This is a genomic window from Spirillospora sp. NPDC029432, assembly GCF_040703975.1.
In the GTDB taxonomy this organism is placed as follows: domain Bacteria; phylum Actinomycetota; class Actinomycetes; order Streptosporangiales; family Streptosporangiaceae; genus Spirillospora.
Window position 1 is genome coordinate 1 of record NZ_JBEZWH010000043.1, and the last position, 16744, is coordinate 16744.

18 protein-coding genes are annotated in these 16744 nt (G+C 74.3%); 10 read left to right on the plus strand and 8 right to left on the minus strand.

Annotation, left to right across the window (positions count from 1 at the left end; translation table 11 throughout):
- On the plus strand, positions 1-814 hold an 814-nt coding region (locus AB0881_RS27855), incomplete at its 5' end, for a tetratricopeptide repeat protein (protein ID WP_366621449.1).
- A gap of 22 nt (positions 815-836) precedes the next feature.
- The gene (locus tag AB0881_RS27860; protein ID WP_366621451.1) at positions 837-2015 is read left to right on the plus strand and encodes a hypothetical protein; all 1179 of its coding nucleotides are present in this window, start codon (positions 837-839) and stop codon (positions 2013-2015) included.
- Between the two features lie 67 nt (positions 2016-2082).
- Here the strand turns inward: AB0881_RS27860 and AB0881_RS27865 are convergent, their stop codons facing one another.
- The gene (locus AB0881_RS27865) at positions 2083-2742 is read right to left on the minus strand and encodes a TrkA family potassium uptake protein (protein WP_366621453.1); all 660 of its coding nucleotides are present in this window, start codon (positions 2740-2742) and stop codon (positions 2083-2085) included.
- The gene (locus AB0881_RS27870) at positions 2742-3407 is read right to left on the minus strand and encodes a TrkA family potassium uptake protein (protein ID WP_366621455.1); all 666 of its coding nucleotides are present in this window, start codon (positions 3405-3407) and stop codon (positions 2742-2744) included. The genes AB0881_RS27865 and AB0881_RS27870 overlap by 1 nt, the downstream gene beginning before the upstream one ends.
- A gap of 187 nt (positions 3408-3594) precedes the next feature.
- Here AB0881_RS27870 and AB0881_RS27875 point away from each other — a divergent pair, with 187 nt between their 5' ends.
- The 4 genes from AB0881_RS27875 to AB0881_RS27890 all read left to right on the plus strand — a co-directional run bounded on the left by AB0881_RS27875 (position 3595) and on the right by AB0881_RS27890 (position 8264).
- A complete protein-coding gene (locus AB0881_RS27875) occupies positions 3595-5631 on the plus strand; it encodes an APC family permease (protein WP_366621457.1) in 2037 nt (678 codons plus the stop codon).
- A complete protein-coding gene (locus tag AB0881_RS27880; protein WP_366621459.1) occupies positions 5624-6925 on the plus strand; it encodes a class I SAM-dependent RNA methyltransferase in 1302 nt (433 codons plus the stop codon). The genes AB0881_RS27875 and AB0881_RS27880 overlap by 8 nt, the downstream gene beginning before the upstream one ends.
- 135 nt (positions 6926-7060) lie before the next feature.
- The gene (locus AB0881_RS27885; RefSeq protein WP_366621461.1) at positions 7061-7510 is read left to right on the plus strand and encodes a DUF4352 domain-containing protein; all 450 of its coding nucleotides are present in this window, start codon (positions 7061-7063) and stop codon (positions 7508-7510) included.
- 280 nt (positions 7511-7790) lie between these two features.
- A complete protein-coding gene (locus tag AB0881_RS27890) occupies positions 7791-8264 on the plus strand; it encodes a DUF4352 domain-containing protein (protein WP_366621463.1) in 474 nt (157 codons plus the stop codon).
- A gap of 22 nt (positions 8265-8286) precedes the next feature.
- Here the strand turns inward: AB0881_RS27890 and AB0881_RS27895 are convergent, their stop codons facing one another.
- Genes AB0881_RS27895 through AB0881_RS27910 form a run of 4 tightly spaced genes read right to left on the minus strand, consistent with a single transcriptional unit; the run spans position 8287 to position 11748 of the window.
- The gene (locus AB0881_RS27895) at positions 8287-9468 is read right to left on the minus strand and encodes an ABC transporter permease (protein WP_366621465.1); all 1182 of its coding nucleotides are present in this window, start codon (positions 9466-9468) and stop codon (positions 8287-8289) included.
- Positions 9465-10145 carry an ABC transporter ATP-binding protein gene (locus tag AB0881_RS27900; RefSeq protein ID WP_366621467.1) on the minus strand — a complete coding sequence of 227 codons (681 nt, stop codon included), beginning with the start codon at positions 10143-10145 and terminating at the stop codon, positions 9465-9467. The genes AB0881_RS27895 and AB0881_RS27900 overlap by 4 nt, the downstream gene beginning before the upstream one ends.
- Complete coding sequence (locus tag AB0881_RS27905; RefSeq protein WP_366621469.1) at positions 10142-11206, minus strand: peptidoglycan-binding protein; 1065 nt, start codon at positions 11204-11206, stop codon at positions 10142-10144. Before AB0881_RS27905 ends, AB0881_RS27900 begins: the two co-directional genes overlap by 4 nt.
- A complete protein-coding gene (locus AB0881_RS27910) occupies positions 11203-11748 on the minus strand; it encodes a hypothetical protein (RefSeq protein ID WP_366621471.1) in 546 nt (181 codons plus the stop codon). The genes AB0881_RS27905 and AB0881_RS27910 overlap by 4 nt, the downstream gene beginning before the upstream one ends.
- 198 nt (positions 11749-11946) lie before the next feature.
- Between AB0881_RS27910 and AB0881_RS27915 the strand changes: the two genes are divergently transcribed.
- Positions 11947-12603, plus strand: coding sequence for a response regulator transcription factor (locus tag AB0881_RS27915; RefSeq protein ID WP_366621473.1), 657 nt, complete (start codon positions 11947-11949; stop codon positions 12601-12603).
- Positions 12604-12608: 5 nt separating this feature from the next.
- Entirely contained in the window at positions 12609-13814 is a 1206-nt protein-coding gene (locus tag AB0881_RS27920; RefSeq protein ID WP_366621475.1) for a HAMP domain-containing sensor histidine kinase, read from the plus strand.
- On the opposite strand, the gene AB0881_RS27925 is transcribed toward AB0881_RS27920, so the two are convergent.
- A complete protein-coding gene (locus tag AB0881_RS27925; protein WP_366621477.1) occupies positions 13801-14580 on the minus strand; it encodes a class I SAM-dependent methyltransferase in 780 nt (259 codons plus the stop codon). The two genes, AB0881_RS27920 and AB0881_RS27925, sit on opposite strands and share 14 nt — an antisense overlap.
- Positions 14581-14668: 88 nt before the next feature.
- Here AB0881_RS27925 and AB0881_RS27930 point away from each other — a divergent pair, with 88 nt between their 5' ends.
- Complete coding sequence (locus AB0881_RS27930; RefSeq protein WP_366621479.1) at positions 14669-15232, plus strand: MarR family transcriptional regulator; 564 nt, start codon at positions 14669-14671, stop codon at positions 15230-15232.
- Complete coding sequence (locus AB0881_RS27935) at positions 15232-16059, plus strand: EamA family transporter (RefSeq protein WP_366621481.1); 828 nt, start codon at positions 15232-15234, stop codon at positions 16057-16059. The genes AB0881_RS27930 and AB0881_RS27935 overlap by 1 nt, the downstream gene beginning before the upstream one ends.
- 24 nt (positions 16060-16083) lie before the next feature.
- Here AB0881_RS27935 and AB0881_RS27940 read toward each other — a convergent pair whose 3' ends face one another.
- On the minus strand, positions 16084-16671 hold the full coding sequence (locus tag AB0881_RS27940) for a DUF1906 domain-containing protein (RefSeq protein ID WP_366621483.1): 588 nt from the start codon (positions 16669-16671) through the stop codon (positions 16084-16086).
- Between the last annotated feature and the right edge of the window lie 73 nt (positions 16672-16744).

The window sequence follows — 16744 nt, forward strand, 5'->3', positions numbered from 1 at the left end:
CTGGGACGCCGACGCCCTGCCCGTCCCCGCGCCCGGCCCCCCGGCCCCGGGCGCGGGGAGCACCGCGGCCGCGACGCTGCGGGCGGCCGCGGAAGGGCTCCGGCAGGGCGATCACGAGGCGGTGCGGCTGCTGCTGAACGGGCTGACCGGGGACTGGCGGTACGACTGGTACCGCGGGATCGGCGCGCTGCTGGCCGGTGAGGTCGACGCGGCGGAACGGCACTTCGACCGCGTCCAGGGCCTGGTGCCGGGGGAGGCGGCCCCGCGGCTGGCCCGCGGCCTGTGCGCCGAGCTGCGCGGCGAGCACGCCGCCGCCGCGCGCCTCCACGAGAGCGTGTGGCGGACCGATCCGGCCCAGGCCGGCGCCGCGTTCGGGCTGGCCAGGGCCAGGTTCGCGCTGGGGGAGCGGGACGCGGCGGTGGCGGCGCTGCTCTCCGTCCCCGAGTCGTCCGGCCATCACGCCGACGCGCAGGCCGCCGCGATCGTGGCCGCGCTGGCGGGCCGCGACCCCGCCGGGATCGCCCCCGGCGAGTTGGTCGCGGCCGGCGAGCGGCTGGAGCGGCTCGGCCTCACCGGCGTACCGCACCACCGGCTGAGCGTGCTGATCCTGCGGACCGCGCTGGAGTGGCTGCGCACCCCGCCCGTGGCCGGGACCGCCGGCATGGTCCTCCTCGGGCGGCCGCTGACCCGGCGGGGCGTCCGGTACGGCCTGGAACGCGGCTACCGCGCGCTCGCCCGGCTGTCGGACCGCCGCCGCGACCGCGTCGCCCTGGTCGAACTGGCCAACGACGTCCGCCCCAAGACCCTGCTCTGACAGCCAGGGAGGCGACAGACCCGTGACCACGCTCATGCCCGTGACCGGGCTCGGCATACCGGACCCCGTACCGCCGCGCCGCCGCTGGAGCACGCCCCTGCGGCTCAAGGCGCTGACCGTGCTGGCCGTCGTGCTCGCCGTCGCGTTCGGCGCGCTCGTCTCGGCCACCGCCGCCGATCTGCGCGGCGGCCTGCGCCGCGGGGGAGCCCGGGAGGCGCCGCGGTCGCTGGCCGCCGCGGACCTCCGGATCCGGCTCGGCGAGCTGGACTCCGTGCTGGCCCCGCCGGTCTCGGCGGGTGCCCGCGACCGGGACGAGAACGCCCGCGTCCAGGCCCGGGACCGGTTCCAGCGGGCGCTCTCCCGCGCCAACGCGGACCTGCGGGAGCTGGCCGCCGCGCGCGCCGCCGCGGACGAGACGCGCACGCTCATGGACGGTCTCGGCCGCTACCAGGTCCTCGCCGCGGCCGCCGCCGGCGAGGGACGGGCGGCGGACCGCGCGGCGCGGCACCGGGAAGCCGCCGCCCTGATGCGGGAGACGCTGCTTCCCGCGGCGCGGCGGCTGGCCGACTCCGCGCACCGCGACCTCGACCGCACGTACCGGGAGACGCGCCGCAGCGCGTCGGGCACCGCCACCGCGGCGAACTGGCTCGGGCTCGCCCTCCTGGCGGTCCTGGGCCCGCTGAACGTGGCCCTCACCCGCCGCCACCGCCGCTTGATCAATCCGGCGGCCGCCGCGGCGTCCGTGCTCGCCCTCGCCCTCGTCGCGCAGGCGTCCGGCATGATGCGGACCCAGGCGGACGGGCTGCGCACGATCAAGGCGGGCCCGTACGAGGCGGCGCGGGTGTTCTCCGAGGTCAGAGCATCCGAACGGACCGGCGAGCCCGCCGCGCCGGGCTCCCCGGACCGGGCGGCGCGGCTGAAGGAGGCCTCGCTGTACACGGCGACGATCGCGAAGGACGTATCGGCCGCGGACGAGGAGTTCCTGCGCGCCCGCCGCCAGGACGGGACCGCGCAGGCATGGGAGGCGTACGACCGGCTCCTGGCCACCCTGACGGACGTCAACCGGCGCGACCTGGACCGGCGGGTCGGCGCCGGGCTGCGCGAGGCCGAGCCCTGGGTGACGCTCCCGCTCGGGGGCGCGGTCCTGCTGTCGGCGCTGCTGATCGCCGGGGTCCGCCCCCGGCTCGCCGAATACCGCTGAGCACGGGCCCGGCATGCGAACGCGCCGCCCCCGGCGACGGCCGGGGACGGCGCGGCGCACGCGCTTCTCAGCGGGGGCTGAGCAGTTCGGCCAGTTCGTCCTCCACGTCCTGGCTGGCCACGAACATCAGCTCGTCGCCCGGCTCCAGCGTGTCGTCGTCGGCCGGCACCAGCACCCGGCCCTCCCGCAGGATCGCCACCAGCGCCGTGTCGCGCGGCCAGCTCACCGACCCGACCCGCTCGCCGCCCAGCGGGGCGTCCTCCGGCAGCGTCAGCTCGACCAGGTTCGCCTCGCCCTGCCGGAACGTCATCAGCCGGACCAGGTCGCCGACGCTGACGGCCTCCTCGACCAGCGCCGACAGCAGCCGCGGCGTGGACACCGCGACGTCCACGCCCCACGACTCGTTGAACAGCCACTCGTTCTTGGGGTGGTTGATCCGCGCGACCACCCGCGGCACCCCGTACTCGGTCTTGGCCAGCAGCGACACCACCAGGTTGACCTTGTCGTCGCCGGACGAGGCCACCACGACCTGGCAGCGCTCCAGCGCCGCGTCGTCCAGCGAGGCGATCTCGCAGGCGTCGGCCAGCAGCCACTCGGCCCGCGGCACCATCTCGACCTTGATGGCCTTGGGGCTCTTGTCGATCAGCAGCACCTCGTGGCCGTTCTCCAGCAGCTCCTGGGCGATGGAGCGGCCCACCGCGCCGGCCCCGGCGATCGCGACCCGCATCACGCGTCCTCCTCAGTGCGCACCGCGACCGCGGCGTTGACCCGTTCGAGATCGCCGGCGCGGGCGATGATGTGCACGATGTCGCCGTCCTGGATCACGGTGTCGGAGTGCGGGACGACCGCCTCGCCCATCCGGGTCAGGAACGCCACCCGGGTGCCCGCCGCCTCCTCCAGCGCGGCGACCTTGTCGCCCACCCAGATCGGCCCGGTGTCCAGCTCGGCCAGCACCACGTCGCCGGTCGGGTCGCGCCACAGCGGCTCGGCGCCCTCGGGCAGCAGCCGGCGGAGGATCTGGTCGGCGGTCCACCGCACCGTCGCCACGGTCGGGATGCCCAGCCGCTGGTAGACCTCGGCGCGCCGGGGGTCGTAGATGCGGGCCACCACGTTGTCGACGCCGAACGTCTCGCGCGCCACCCGGGCGGAGATGATGTTGGAGTTGTCGCCGCTGCTGACCGCGACGAACGCCGACGCCTGCTCGATCCCCGCCTCGGCGATCACATCGCGGTCGAACCCGAACCCGGTGACCCGGCGCCCCCGGAACCCGCTGCGCAGCCGGCGGAAGGCCTCGGGGTTCTGATCGATGATCGCCACCGAATGGCCCTTGTCCTCCAGGATGTGGGCGAGCGTCGACCCGACGCGGCCGCACCCCATGATCACGATATGCACGCCCGTTCCTTCCCCGTTACCGCGGGACCGATGATCCTTGCCGGGCTGCAAAACTACACATCCGCCCAGGCAAGTTACTACCCAGCGGACCTGCGGCCTGCCCCTCCGGGCCTCCGCCGGAGGGGCTTTCGGGCCAGGCGGTGATCCGTTCGGGAGGCCGCCGGTACCAGGGGCTAGAGTCGCCTCCGTGTCGAAGGCCTCGGACCTAGCCAAACGCGCGGTGCTCGGGCGCGCCCTGCGCAGTGCCCAGCAGCACGAGCAGCTGCTCCCCAAGCGGATCGCGCTCCCGGTGTTCGCCAGCGACGCCCTGTCGTCGGTGGCGTACGCCCCGCAGGAGATCCTCATCACCCTGGGCGTCGCCGGGATCGCCGCGTACCACTTCACCCCGTGGGTCGCGCTGGCGGTCGTGGTCGTGCTGCTCACGGTGGTGGCCTCGTACCGGCAGAACGTCCGCGCCTACACCAGCGGCGGCGGCGACTTCGAGGTCGCCACCGAGAACCTGGGCGGCAACTGGGGCGTCGTCGTCGCCAGCGCCCTGCTGGTCGACTACGTCCTCACGGTCGCGGTGTCGATCTCCTCGGCGGTCGACAACCTCGGCGCGTTCGTGGGGATCGTCCGCGAGCACCAGGTCGCGTCGGCGCTGGTGCTGGTCCTGGTGATCACCGTGCTGAACCTGCGCGGGATCCGGGAGTCGGGCATCGCCTTCGCCATCCCGACCTACCTGTTCATGTTCGCGATCTTCGCGATGCTGATCTGGGGCTTCGGCCGGCTGGCCATGGGCGCCGACCTCAAGGCCGAGACCGCCGGCCTGGAGGTGCACGGCGCCGAGATGGGGCTGGGCGGCTTCGCGCTGGTCTTCCTGCTCATGCGGGCGTTCGCGTCCGGCTGCGCCGCCCTCACCGGTGTGGAGGCGATCAGCAACGGGGTGCCGGCGTTCCGCAAGCCCAAGGGCCGCAACGCCGCCGCGACCCTGCTCGCCCTCGGCGTGATCGCGATCACGATGTTCTCCGGCGTGACCGCGCTGGCCTACATCACCGACGCCAAGTTCGCCGACCCGTCCCACCACAGCACCCTCGTCGACCCGGCCACCGGGCAGGCCGTCACCCAGCAGGACCCGGTCATCGCCCAGGTCGCCCACACCGTCTTCAGCAACTTCACCCCGATGTTCGGGTTCATCACGCTGATGACCGCGCTGATCCTGGTGCTGGCCGCCAACACCGCGTACAACGGGTTCCCCGTCCTCGGGTCCGTCCTCGCCCAGAACCGCTACCTGCCGCGCCAGCTGCACACCCGCGGCGACCGGCTGGCGTTCAGCAACGGCATCATCATCCTGGCCACCATGGCCGGGCTGCTGATCTTCGCGTACGGTGCCGACGTCTCCCGGCTGATCCAGCTCTACATCGTCGGCGTCTTCGTCTCGTTCACCGTCAGCCAGACCGGCATGGTCCGGCACTGGAACCGGCTGCTGCGCACCGAGGAGGACCCGGCCGCCCGCCGGCAGATGCGCCGGTCCCGCGCGATCAACGCGTTCGGCCTGCTGCTGACCGGCACCGTGCTGATCGTCGTGCTGGTCACCAAGTTCACCCACGGCGCCTACATCGTCTGCATCGCGATGCCGGTGCTGTTCCTGCTCATGCGCGGGATCCGGCGGCACTACGACCGCGTCGCCGACGAGCTGGTCCCCTCCGGCGAGGACGTCGCCCTGCCCGCCCGCAACCACGGCATCGTGCTGGTCTCCCAGATCCACAAGCCGACCCTGCGCGCCCTGGCGTACGCCCGCGCGACCCGCCCGTCCACGCTGGAGGCCGTCACCGTCGCCGTCGACGCCAAGGAGTCCCGGCGCCTCCAGGAGGAGTGGGACGACCTGGACGTGCCCGTCCCGCTGAAGATCCTCGACTCGCCGTTCCGGGAGATCACCCGGCCGGTGCTGAACTACGTCAAGAGCGTCCGCCGCAAGAGCCCCCGCGACGTGGTGACGGTGTTCATCCCCGAGTACGTCGTCGGCCACTGGTGGGAGCACCTGCTGCACAACCAGAGCGCGCTGCGCCTCAAGGGCCGGCTGCTGTTCGTGCCCGGCGTCATGGTCACCAGCGTCGCCTGGCAGCTGCGCTCGTCCGACCGGCTCAAGGGCCGTCCCGAGCCGGTCGCGCCCGGCGCGTCCCGCCGCCCGCCGCGGGCGCCTGAACAGCCCCCGTCCGGCGGTATCGTTTCCGAACGTGAGTGAACCCGAACTGCTCGACCTCGAGGTCGGCAATGTCGCCAACGGCGGATTCTGCGTGGCCCGGCACGAGGGCCGGGTGGTGTTCGTCCGCCACGCCCTGCCCGGCGAACGGGTTCGCGCCCGCGTGACCGCCACCACCAAGAACTTCCTCCGCGCCGACGCGGTGGAGATCGTCACCGCGTCCCCGGACCGCGTCGAGCCCCCGTGCCCGTTCGCCGGGCCCGGCCGGTGCGGCGGCTGCGACTGGCAGCACGCCTCCCTCGCCGCCCAGCGCCGCCTCAAGGCCGCCGTCGTCGAGGAGCAGCTCCAGCGGGTGGCGGGGATCACCCGGACGGTCACCGTCGAGGAGCTCGACAACCCCGGGTCGCCGCCCGGCCTGGGCTGGCGCACCCGCGTCGAGTTCACCGCCTCGCACGGCGCCATCGGCCTGCGCAGGCACCGCTCGCACGACATCGAGCCGATCGACGAGTGCCTGATCGCCCACCCCGGCGTCGAGGCGATGGGCATCGAGCGCAAGCCCTGGCCCGGCGCCACGTCCGTCGAGGGCATCGTCTCCGCGACCACCGGCGACCGCCTCGTCGCCCTCAAGGGCTCCCGCAAGGCCCGCGTGCCGCGCCTCGACGTCCCCGTACGGCTGGCGCGCAAGGGCGCCGAGAAGACCCCGTACGTCCGCGAGGAGGCCGGCGGCCGCCTCTACCAGATCAGCGGCAGCGGCTTCTGGCAGGTCCACCCCGGCGCCGCGTCCGTCCTCGCCGACGCCGTCCTGAAGGCCCTGGACCCCAGGCCCGGCGACATCGCCCTCGACCTCTACTGCGGCGTCGGGCTGTTCGCCGGCCTCCTCGGCGAGCGGGTCGGCTCCGACGGCCTCGTCGTGGGCGTCGAGTCCGACGCCCAGGCCGTCCGGGACGCCAAGTTCAACCTCCGCGACCTGCCGCACGTCGCCGTCGAGCGCGGCCAGGTCGAGGAGGTCCTGCCCGACCTGGAGTTCGGCGTCGCCGACGGGACGGGCCGTACGCAGACCAAGCGCGGCGGCGGCCACCACCGCGGCACCCGCGTCCGCGGCGCCGACATCGTCGTCCTGGACCCGCCCCGCGCCGGCGCCGACCGCGCGGTCGTCGACCAGGTCGCCAGGCTCGCCCGCCGCAAGATCGCCTACGTGTCCTGCGACCCCGCCACCCTGGCCCGCGACCTCGCGTACTTCAGCGAGCGCGGCTGGACCCTGGAGACCTTCCGCGCCTTCGACGCCTTCCCGATGACCCGGCACGTCGAGTGCCTCGCCACCCTGGTCAAGGGCTAGATTTTGCCCGCCGGGCCGGGCCTGCGGTCGTAGACTCGGCCGTAAGGACACATCCAGACCCGCAGCGCCGCACGGTCCCGGCCGGCCCGTCCCGCCGCCTCCCCGCCAGGTCATCACCGATGACGGGGGACACCCATGCGTACCATCCTGACCGGACTCGGCCTCCTCGGCGCCCTCACCTTCACCGGCTGCGCCGTGGAGACCGAGCCCACCGAAGTCCAGTCCGCGGGCGACGAGGCCAAGCCCGCGGAGAAGGTCCCGGTCAAGCTCACGGCCGAGAAGACGGCGTTCGAGCCGAGCGCCATGAGCGACGGCGGGGACTACACCTGCGCCAAGGTCACCGTGACGAACCGGACCACGAAGAACCTGGACGTCAACCCGCTCGACTTCGCGCTCACCGGCGCCGACGGCACCAAGCACGACATCGGCTCCGCCTTCGGCGTGCACGAGGACGAGATCGCGGCCGTCACCCTCGCCCCGGAGGAGAAGGCCACCGGCGCGGTCTGCGCCCCGGGCCACTTCACCCCGAAGACCGTGACCTTCGCTCCGGGCTTCGCCGAGAAGGCCCGGGCCGAGGTCGCCTGATCCCGCCCACGCGAGGCCCTCGCGTCCTGAACGAGGGCCTCGCGCCCGCACACGGCGGCGCACTGATCATCTAGTTTCACAGCCCAAATTTCTGTGAATCCAGTAAACCTACCTAGCTTCGGGTGCGTCTCACTCCTGTAGGCCTCGGGCTGCGCGTCCGAGGCGCCTGCGACCCCAGACTTGTTGATTGAGTTCACATCAACACCTAGGATGTGATGACTCGATCAACCATTGCTGTGCTGAGCGGGCTCGTGCACATTCATTCCCCACAGGAGAACCCATGCGTCTCATCACCGTCACCATCGGCCTGCTCGCCGGCATCGCGCTGACCGCCTGCGAGGTCCCGGCGGAGGAGCCGGTCGCCGTCCAGCCCGCGGACGAGAAGGGCGGCGGGACCAAGGGCGCCACGCCCGCGAAGAAGGTCCCGGTCAAGATCTCGGCCAAGCGGACCACCGCCAAGGCCAGCGTCCTCGGCGGTGGCGGCGCGCTGTCCTGCGTCAAGGTCACCGTCGTCAACCAGCGCAAGGGCAACCTGGAGGTCAACCCGCTGTACTTCTCCCTGGTCGACACCAAGGGGGAGAAGCACGATGTGACGGACGCGCTCGCCGAGTACGAGGGCCAGGTCCCCACCACCACGCTCGCCCCGGGCGAGAAGGCCAGGGGAACCGTCTGCGGCAAGGGCAGGTTCACCCCGAAGATCGTCGCGATGACCGACGAGCTGCTCCAGGAGCAGGCCCGCGCCGAGGTCTCCTGAATCGGCGGCACCGTCAAGCGGGTCACGGGGTGTTGAGGGCTTCGGTGGGGGAGAGGCGCGCGGCCCGCAGGGCCGGGTAGAGGCCCGCCAGCGCGCCGATGAGGAGGGTGGCCAGCAGGCCGCCCGCCATGGCCCACGGGGGGACCACCGTGGGCCACCCCTGGCTCACCGCGTACACGGCGGTGACCAGCGCGCCGAGCGCGACGCCGCCCATCCCTCCCAGCGCGGCCAGGAGCTGGGACTCGGTGAGGAACTGGAGCCGGATCTGGCCCCTCGTGGCGCCCAGCGAGCGCCGCAGCCCGATCTCCGAGCGGCGTTCGAGCACGGAGATGACCATGGTGTTGGCGACGCCCACGCCGCCGACCAGGAGGGCCACGCCGCCGAGGCCGAGGAGGAGGCCGGTGAACGCCTCGTCCGTCGCGTTCCGCGCGGCGAGGGCGTCCGAGGGGCGGCTCACCTCGATCTCGTTGGGCGACTCCGGGTTGGCGGTGGCCGCCAGGAGGCCGCGGACCTTCTCCACCGAGTCCTTCTCCGCGCGGGTGTACACGGTGGTCGGATGGCCGTCGAACGACAGCCGCGCGGTGGCCGCGTCCCAGCCGACGAGGGCGGCGGCGTCGAGTTCGGGCGCCAGCGCGCTGGGCGCCAGGACGCCGACGACGGTGAACCACTGGCCGCCCAGCCACACCTGGACGCCGGTGCCCGCGACGCCGAGCCGGTCGGCGGCGGACGTGCCCAGGACGACGGCCGGGTAGCGGCTCGTGCCCGGGTTGAGCCAGGCGCCCGCGGCGATCTCCAGCCCGACCGTGCGGGGAAGGTCGAGGCGCGCGGCCAGGACGGAGATGCCGCCGCTCTCCCCGGCCGGGATCCGGTCGTTGCGGTAGACCTTGGCGTCGAGCCTCCCGGTGGCGGACGCCGACTCGACCTCCGGGATCCGCGCGATCATGCCGGCGGACTCGGCGGGCAGGGACGTCGCGTCCCCGAACAGGTCACGGCCCGGCGCGACGGTCAGCAGGTTGGTGCCGAGCCGGTCCAGGGTCTCCTGGAGCTGGGCGCGGCTGGACGTGGAGATGCCGACGACGCCGATCATGGCGGCGATGCCGATCGCGATGCCGAGCGCGGACAGGAAGACGCGCAGCGGACGGGAGCGGAGTCCGGCGGCGCCGACGCGGAGGACGTCCCGCGGGGCGAGCCTGGCGGCGTTCACCGGGCGGCTCCCGCGTACGCCTCGACGATCCGGCCGTCGCGCATCCGCACCCGGCGGGGGAGCGTGGCGGCGATGTCGCGGTCATGGGTGATCACGATGACCGTGGTGCCGTGGTCCGCGAGCTCGCGCAGCAGGTCCAGGACGCCCGCGCCGGACGCCGAGTCCAGCGCCCCGGTCGGCTCGTCGGCCAGCAGCAGCGCGGGCGAGCCGGCGACGGCGCGGGCGATCGCGACGCGCTGCTTCTCGCCGCCCGACAGCTGGTGCGGCCGGTGGCCGAGGCGGTGGCCGAGGCCGACGCGTTCGAGGGCCTCCCGCGCGTGCCGGCGCCGCGCCGCCAGGGGCTCGCCCGCGTACAGCAGGCCGTCGGCGACGTTGTCCAGGGCCGGGACGCCGGCGGCGAGATGGAACTGCTGGAAGACGAACCCGATCCGGCGGGCGCGCAGCGCGGACAGGCGCCGGTCGGACAGCCGGGAGACGTCCTGCCCCTCGATGAGGACGGTGCCCGACGCGGGCCGGTCCAGCGTGCCGATCATGTGCAGCATCGTCGACTTCCCCGAGCCGGACGGGCCCACGATCGCGAGCGGCCCGCCGGGCTCGACGGTGAGCGAGACCGCATCCAGGGCCGTCACGCCGGGATAGGTCCGGGTGACCTCGCGGAGCTCCACGACCGGGGTCATGCCGGCACCCCCACCTTCATGCCCTCGGCGAGACCGGCCCCCGAGATCTCGACCCTGCCCTCGCTGAACGCGCCCGTCTCGACCGGAACGGTCCGGGCGCGCCCGTTCTCGACGACCTGGACGGAGTAGCCTCCGCCCGGCCGGGCCAGCAGCGCCGCGATCGGCACGGCGAGGACGTCCGCGTGCCGCCCGGCGGTCAGGTGGACCTCGACCGGCGCCTTGTCGTACGTGCCGAGCGCGCCCTGCCCGCGCACCGCGACGGTGACCGCGACGGTGGTCGGCTCGTCGCCCCGCCCTTCCTTGGCGACCCTGCCCACGCCGGTGATCGTGCCTTTGGTGGTCGCGCCGTCCGGCAGCTCGATCGTCACTCCGGCGCCCTCCTTGGCGAGCCGCTGGTACTGGACGTCGAGGTCCACGCTCACCTTGCGGGTCGTCCCGGTGTAGGTGAGGATCGCGCCGCCCGCCCGGTCGCCGACGGCGGCCTTGCGCTCGGCGACCCGGATCTCGCCGGGCACGACGAGCACCGAGCCGGGCGCGACCTTGCCGGTCTCCGGAAGCCCGAGGTCCTCCTGCCAGCGGCGTACGGCGGCGGCCGTGGCGGCGCCGTAGTCCTCGTCGACGGTGAAGCCCGTGTAGCCGAGGGCGCGGAGGTTGCGTTCGAACTGCCGCACGTCCGGTCCCTCGGTGCCGCCGGCGAGCGTGCGGTAGAGGGGCAGCGGCCCGTACAGCAGCGGCACCGGCCGGTTGTCGATCTTGTACGCCCACCGGCCGCGGGCGACGGCGGTGCCCGCCCGCGCCAGCCAGGTCACCGTGCCGCCGGTCCCGCTCACGGTACGGGCGGTGCCGTAGCCGAGCGTGCCGTCCACCGTCCGCGTCTCGACCAGCGTCGTCCGCTCGATCGGTGCGGTGGCGGGCGGCAGCGCGCCGCGGGCGGCGGGGGCCTCGCCGCCCCCGCCGAGCCCGGCGGTCGCCAGGCCCGCGCCGGCGGCCACCACGACGCCCGTCGCGGCGAACACGGTGGCCCGTGTCGTGGCCCGTGGTGTGGCCCGCGTCCGCCTCACTCGCCGCTCCTGCCGCTGAGGCCGGGGCCGTCGCCGTCGTCGTGCCTGGACTCCAGCCGGCCGCCGCCGTTCTTGTTGCAGATCTTGTCGGCCTTCCTGAACGTGGCGCTGCCGGGATCGAGGCCCCCGCCGCCCTTGCGCCCCTTGATCTGGATGCCGCCCGTCTCGGGATCGGGGTCGGGGAAGTCCGGGACGCCGTTCTCGCGCATGCACTTGGACATGGCGCGCGCCTCGGCCATCCGCTTCGCGTCCGGCTTGGGCAGCTTGCCGCCGTTGGGCATGAGCTTGCGGCACTTCTCCTCGGCGGCTTTCAGCCTGTCCTCGCCGGGCTTGCCGCCGGTCACCTTGACCTCGACGCGGCCGTCCGCCGACGGGTCCGGCATGTCCACGCCGTTCGCCCGCATGCACTTGGCGTACTCGCGCATCCTGGCGCCGTCGTCCGCGGCCTTCTTCGTACCCTCGCCGCCGCTGCCGCCGCCTCCGCAGGCCCCCAGGGCCAGCGCCGGGAGCAGCAGCAGCGCGATGAGCGCGTGTCGTCGCATGAACCGGTCTCCGTGTCCGCCACGCCGCCGGGACGGTCCCGGCGGGCGAGCAGAAGTCCAGCCGCCGGCCGGTAACCCCGGCGTAACCGCTCCGGGTTATGCGGGCGTTACGCCCCTTGGTCCAGGCTTGGGCGGCGGACGGCGAAAACGCGCCGGGAACGACGCGCGGGAACGACGCGCGGGGAACGGGGTGCGGGCATGCGGGTACTGGTCGCCGAGGACGAGCGGATGCTCGCCGACTCGGTCGCCGAGGGGCTGCGGGCCGAGGCGCTGGCGGTGGACGTGGCCTACGACGGCGACGCGGCCCTCGAACGGCTCGGCGTGAACGACTACGACGTGCTGGTCCTGGACCGCGACCTGCCGGTCGTGCACGGCGACGACGTGTGCCGCGCGGTCGTGGAGTCCGGCGCGCCGGTGCGGATCCTGATGCTCACCGCCGCCGGCACCGTGCCGGCCCGGGTGGACGGGCTGCGCCTGGGCGCGGACGACTACCTGACCAAGCCGTTCGCGTTCGAGGAGCTGGTGGCGCGGATCCACGCGCTGGGCCGCCGCGCCCGCCCCGCCGACCCGCCGCTGCTGGAGCGGGCCGGGATCCGCCTGGACCCCGCCCGCCGCGAGGTCTACCGGGACGGCCGGTACGTGCACCTGGCGCGCAAGGAGTTCGGGCTGCTGGCGGAGCTGCTGCGCGCGGGCGGCACCGTCGTCCCGGCCGAACGGCTGCTGGAGAAGGTGTGGGACGAGCACACCGACCCGTTCACCAACACCGTCCGCGTCACGCTGATGAAGCTGCGCCGCAAGCTCGGCGACCCGGCCGTCATCGAGACCGTCCCGGGAGCGGGGTACCGGATCCCGTGATCCCCATGATCAACGCCGAGCGGCTGCGCCCCACGATCCGGGTCCGGCTCACGCTGCTGTACGGGGGGCTGTTCATCGCCGCGGGCGTCGTCCTGCTGGCGCTGACCTACCTCCTGGTCCAGAACAACCTCCGCGACCACGGCGAGCCGGGGGCGTCGTTCACCCAGGTGGCCGGCGAGCCGCCGAAGGGCTCCCTGACCGCGCCGCCCCCTCCCGAGGACGAGATCAGCGCGGGGCAGGTGCGCGGCGTGCTCGTCGAGGGCCGCAAGAACTACCAGGAGGAGACGATGCGGTCGCTGCTGACGCAGGGCGGCATCGCGCTGGGCGTGGTGAGCGCGGCCGCGCTGGCGTTCGGCTGGCTGCTGGCCGACCGGGTGCTGCGCCCCGTGCACGCGATCACCGACACCGCCCGCCGGGTGGCGCACAGCCACGACCTCACCGAGCGGATCGCGTACGACGGGCCGCGCGACGACGTCAAGGAGCTGGCGGACACGTTCGACACCATGCTGGAACGGCTGGCGCGCGCGTTCGACGGCCAGCGCCGCTTCGTCGCGAACGCCTCGCACGAGCTGCGCACCCCGCTGGCGATCAACCGGACGCTGGTGGACGTCGCGGTCCGCCGCCCCGACGCGACCGAGGACGTCAAGCGGCTCGGGGAGTCCCTGCTGGTCGTGAACGGGCGGCACGAGCGGCTGATCGACGGGCTGCTGACCCTGGCCGGCGGCGAGAACGCCGTCGCCGACGCGGGCCCGCTCGACCTCGCCGACGTCGCGCGGCACGTCCTGGACCAGGCCGCGGCCGAGGCCGCCGCCCGTGACATCGCCGTCCACCGCGAGACCGGCTCCGCTCCCGCCACCGGCGATCCCGTCCTGGTCGAACGGCTCGTGCAGAACCTGGTGGAGAACGCGGTCCGCCACAACCACGACGGCGGCGAGGTCCGCGTCACCACCGGCACCCGGGACGGGTGGGCGGAGCTGGCGGTCGCCAACACCGGGCCGGTGGTGCCGCCGTACGAGGTGGAGACGATCTTCGAGCCGTTCCGCCGCCTCCGGCAGGACCGGGTGCGCTCCGACCGCGGCTCGGGGCTGGGCCTGTCGATCGTCCGCGCCGTCGCCACCGCCCACCACGGCCGGGTCACCGCCGAACCGCGCCCCGGCGGCGGGCTGGCGGTGACCGTCCGGCTGCCCGCCCGGGCGGCTAGCCCGCCGTGACGCGCAGCTTGGACTGCTTGTGCTTGTTGCCCCGCTCCCAGTCGTCCATGAACCGCGCCTCCAGCCCGTGCCGCTCGGCGAGCGCGACCAGCGTGGCGGTCCGGTAGTAGAAGTCCTCCCGCAGGACGTGGTGCTCCTGCCCCTCGGTGCGGTTGAACGTGAAGTCGAAGAACCCGCCCGGCGCCAGGATCCGCCCGACATGGGCCAGGCACTCGTCGACGACGGTGATCGGCGAGTGGGAGAAGACGCTGTGCGCGTGCACGACGTCGAAGTGCCGCTCCGGCAGGAAGTCGAGCCGCAGGTCCCGGACCGGAGTCAGGTGGGGGAGCCGGTCCTGGAGCTTGTACGCCGCGACCGTGTCCTCGGCGGCGAACAGGATGTCGGGCGAGATGTCCACGCCGTAGTAGTTGCCGGGGTCGAGATGCTCGATGAACAGCCGGCCCGCGCGCAGGTTGCCGCAGCCGATCTCCAGCATCCGGTGCGACGGCCGCAGCCCGTGCTCCACCAGGTAGTCGAACTGGAGCCGGCCGATCGCCGCCCACCGGTCGTGGTCGGCCGTGCCGACCGCCCCGTACGGGCTGCGCGCCGCGTCGGAGCGCATCACCGACCGGTAGTACGCCACATGGTCGCGGGCGCGGGCGCGCAGCCACGTGTCGCGGGCGAGGCGCCGCGCGTACGGGACGATCCGCTCCGGGTTCCGCGCCGCATACCGCAGCTGGTACGCCAGCCGGGCGCGGTCCCTGCTCATCCGGTTCTTGAGCTCCATCGTCCCAGTCAAGGTCGGCCGGGGGCCGCCCGCAAGACTCCGGACGATTCGGGCGTTTCGGCGCCGTTCTCTCGGTCATGCATGACTCATGCATTCCGACCGCACCGATCGCCCGCACCGCCCGCACCGCCCGGATCACCCGGACCGCACGGCCAACCTCCTCGGTGCCGCCGCCCTCGCCGTCACCGACCTCGTCCTCGCCGCCGCCCGCGCGCGGGGCGTCGGGCCGAGCGCCGCCGCGGCCCTGGTCGTCCTGTCCGCCGCGCCCGGGATCACGGTCACCGAGCTGGGCCGCCGCGTCGGCCTGTCGCAGTCCGCCGCCGTCCGGATGGTCGACGGCCTCGCCGCGGCCGGGCTGGCCGAGCGCGGCGGCGGGCCGGGCCGCTCCGTCGCCGTACGCCTCACCGCCGGGGGCCGCACGTCCGCGGCGGACCTGCTCGCCGCCCGCGAGGCCGTACTGTCCGACGCCCTCGCGGACCTGTCCGAGGAGGACCGCGAGGCCCTCACCGGACCGCTGTCGCGGCTGCTCGCGAGCCTGTACGGCCGGATCGGCGACACCGAGCTGATCTGCCGCCTCTGCGACCGCGGCCGCTGCACGACCGGCGCGCCCTGCCCCGTCGGCGCCGCCGCCCGCGCGGCCGGGGACCGCTGATGGGCGCCGCGCTCGCGCTGGCGTCGGCGGTCCTCTACGGGGCCGCGGACGTCGCCGGCGGGCTGCTGTCGCGGCGGGCCGCCGCCGTGGCCGTGGCGCTGTGCGGGCAGCTCGGCGGGCTGCTGTTCACGCTCGCCGCCGCGCCGCTGTTCTCCGCGGGCGCCCCGTCGGCGGCGGACCTCGCGTGGGGCGCCCTGTCGGGGGTCGGGACGGGGCTCGGCATGGTGTTCCTCTACCGCGGGCTGGCCCGGGGCGCGATGAGCCTGGTGGTGCCGGTCAGCGCGGTGAACGGGCTCGCGGTGCCCGTGCTGGCCGGGGTGGTGCTGCTCGGCGACCGGCCGTCGGCGGCGGCCTGGCTGGGGGTGGCCGCCGCGGTGCCCGCCCTCTGGCTGGTGTCGCGGGACGGGTCGGCCGGCGGGGACGCGACGCGCGCCGCGACCCTGGACGCGCTCGTCGCGGGCGCGGGCATCGGCGTGCAGTACCTCGCGCTCGCCCAGGTGGAGGCGGGCTCCGGCCTGTGGCCCGTCGTCGCGGGGCGGTGCTCGGCGGCGCTGGTCGTCCTTCCCCTGCTGCGCGGCGCGCGGTGGCCGCCCGCGCGGCTCCTGGCGCCGGCGGCGCTGACCGGCGCGCTGGCCGCGCTGGCGCTGGCCTGCTACATGCTGGCGGCGCGCATGCAGCTCGTCACCGTCGCGGTCGTGCTGTCGTCGCTGTACCCGGTGATCCCCGTCCTGCTCGGGATCACGATGCTGCGCGAACGGCTCGGCCGGGCGCAGGCCGCCGGGCTCGCGGGAGCCGCGGCCGCCGTCGTCCTGCTCACGGCGGGCTGACGCTCCTTCAGGCCGGCCGTAGGGTCAGTCGTTCAGGCGCCACTGGCCGTAGTCGTCCCGGGTGGCCCGGTTGTGGTCCACGGAGACGCCGCCGATCTCGTGGCCGTTGGAGTACTGCTGGATATGGGCGCGCTCGTCCCACTTCCCGTCTGACCAGGCGTAGGTCTGCCAGGCCCACTCCGCCTTCCCGGCATCCAGCACGCGCTTGGTGGGGCCGTATCCGGCGTACACCCCGACCCGGTCGCGGCCGAGGACCTCGGCGGCGCCGTCGAGGTAGGCGTCCACGGCCTCCTGGTGGTGGGGCTGGGCGTCGAAGTCGACGGCGAAGTAGACCGGGCGGTCGTCCGGCATCCCGATCTCCCCGGCCTGCCGCCCGGCGTGCCGGGCGTCGGCCGCGCCGCCGCCGCGGCCGGACAGGGCGCGGCGGGCGGTCGTCTCCCACACCACGACCAGCGCGATGCCGGCCGCCGACAGCTTCCCGGCCTCCTCGCGGGTGAGGTTCTTGCCGGTGGTGTCGTGCGACAGGTAGCGGCACACGAACGCGACGTCCTTCTCCTTCAGCGCGGCCGGATCGGGGCGGCCCCATGAGTAGTCGACACCGAAAATCGTCATGGCCCCATTCAAATCGTGATGACCTCGTCACGGTATGCACTTGGGCGATACTTGAGCGTGCGGCGGGCGTGGT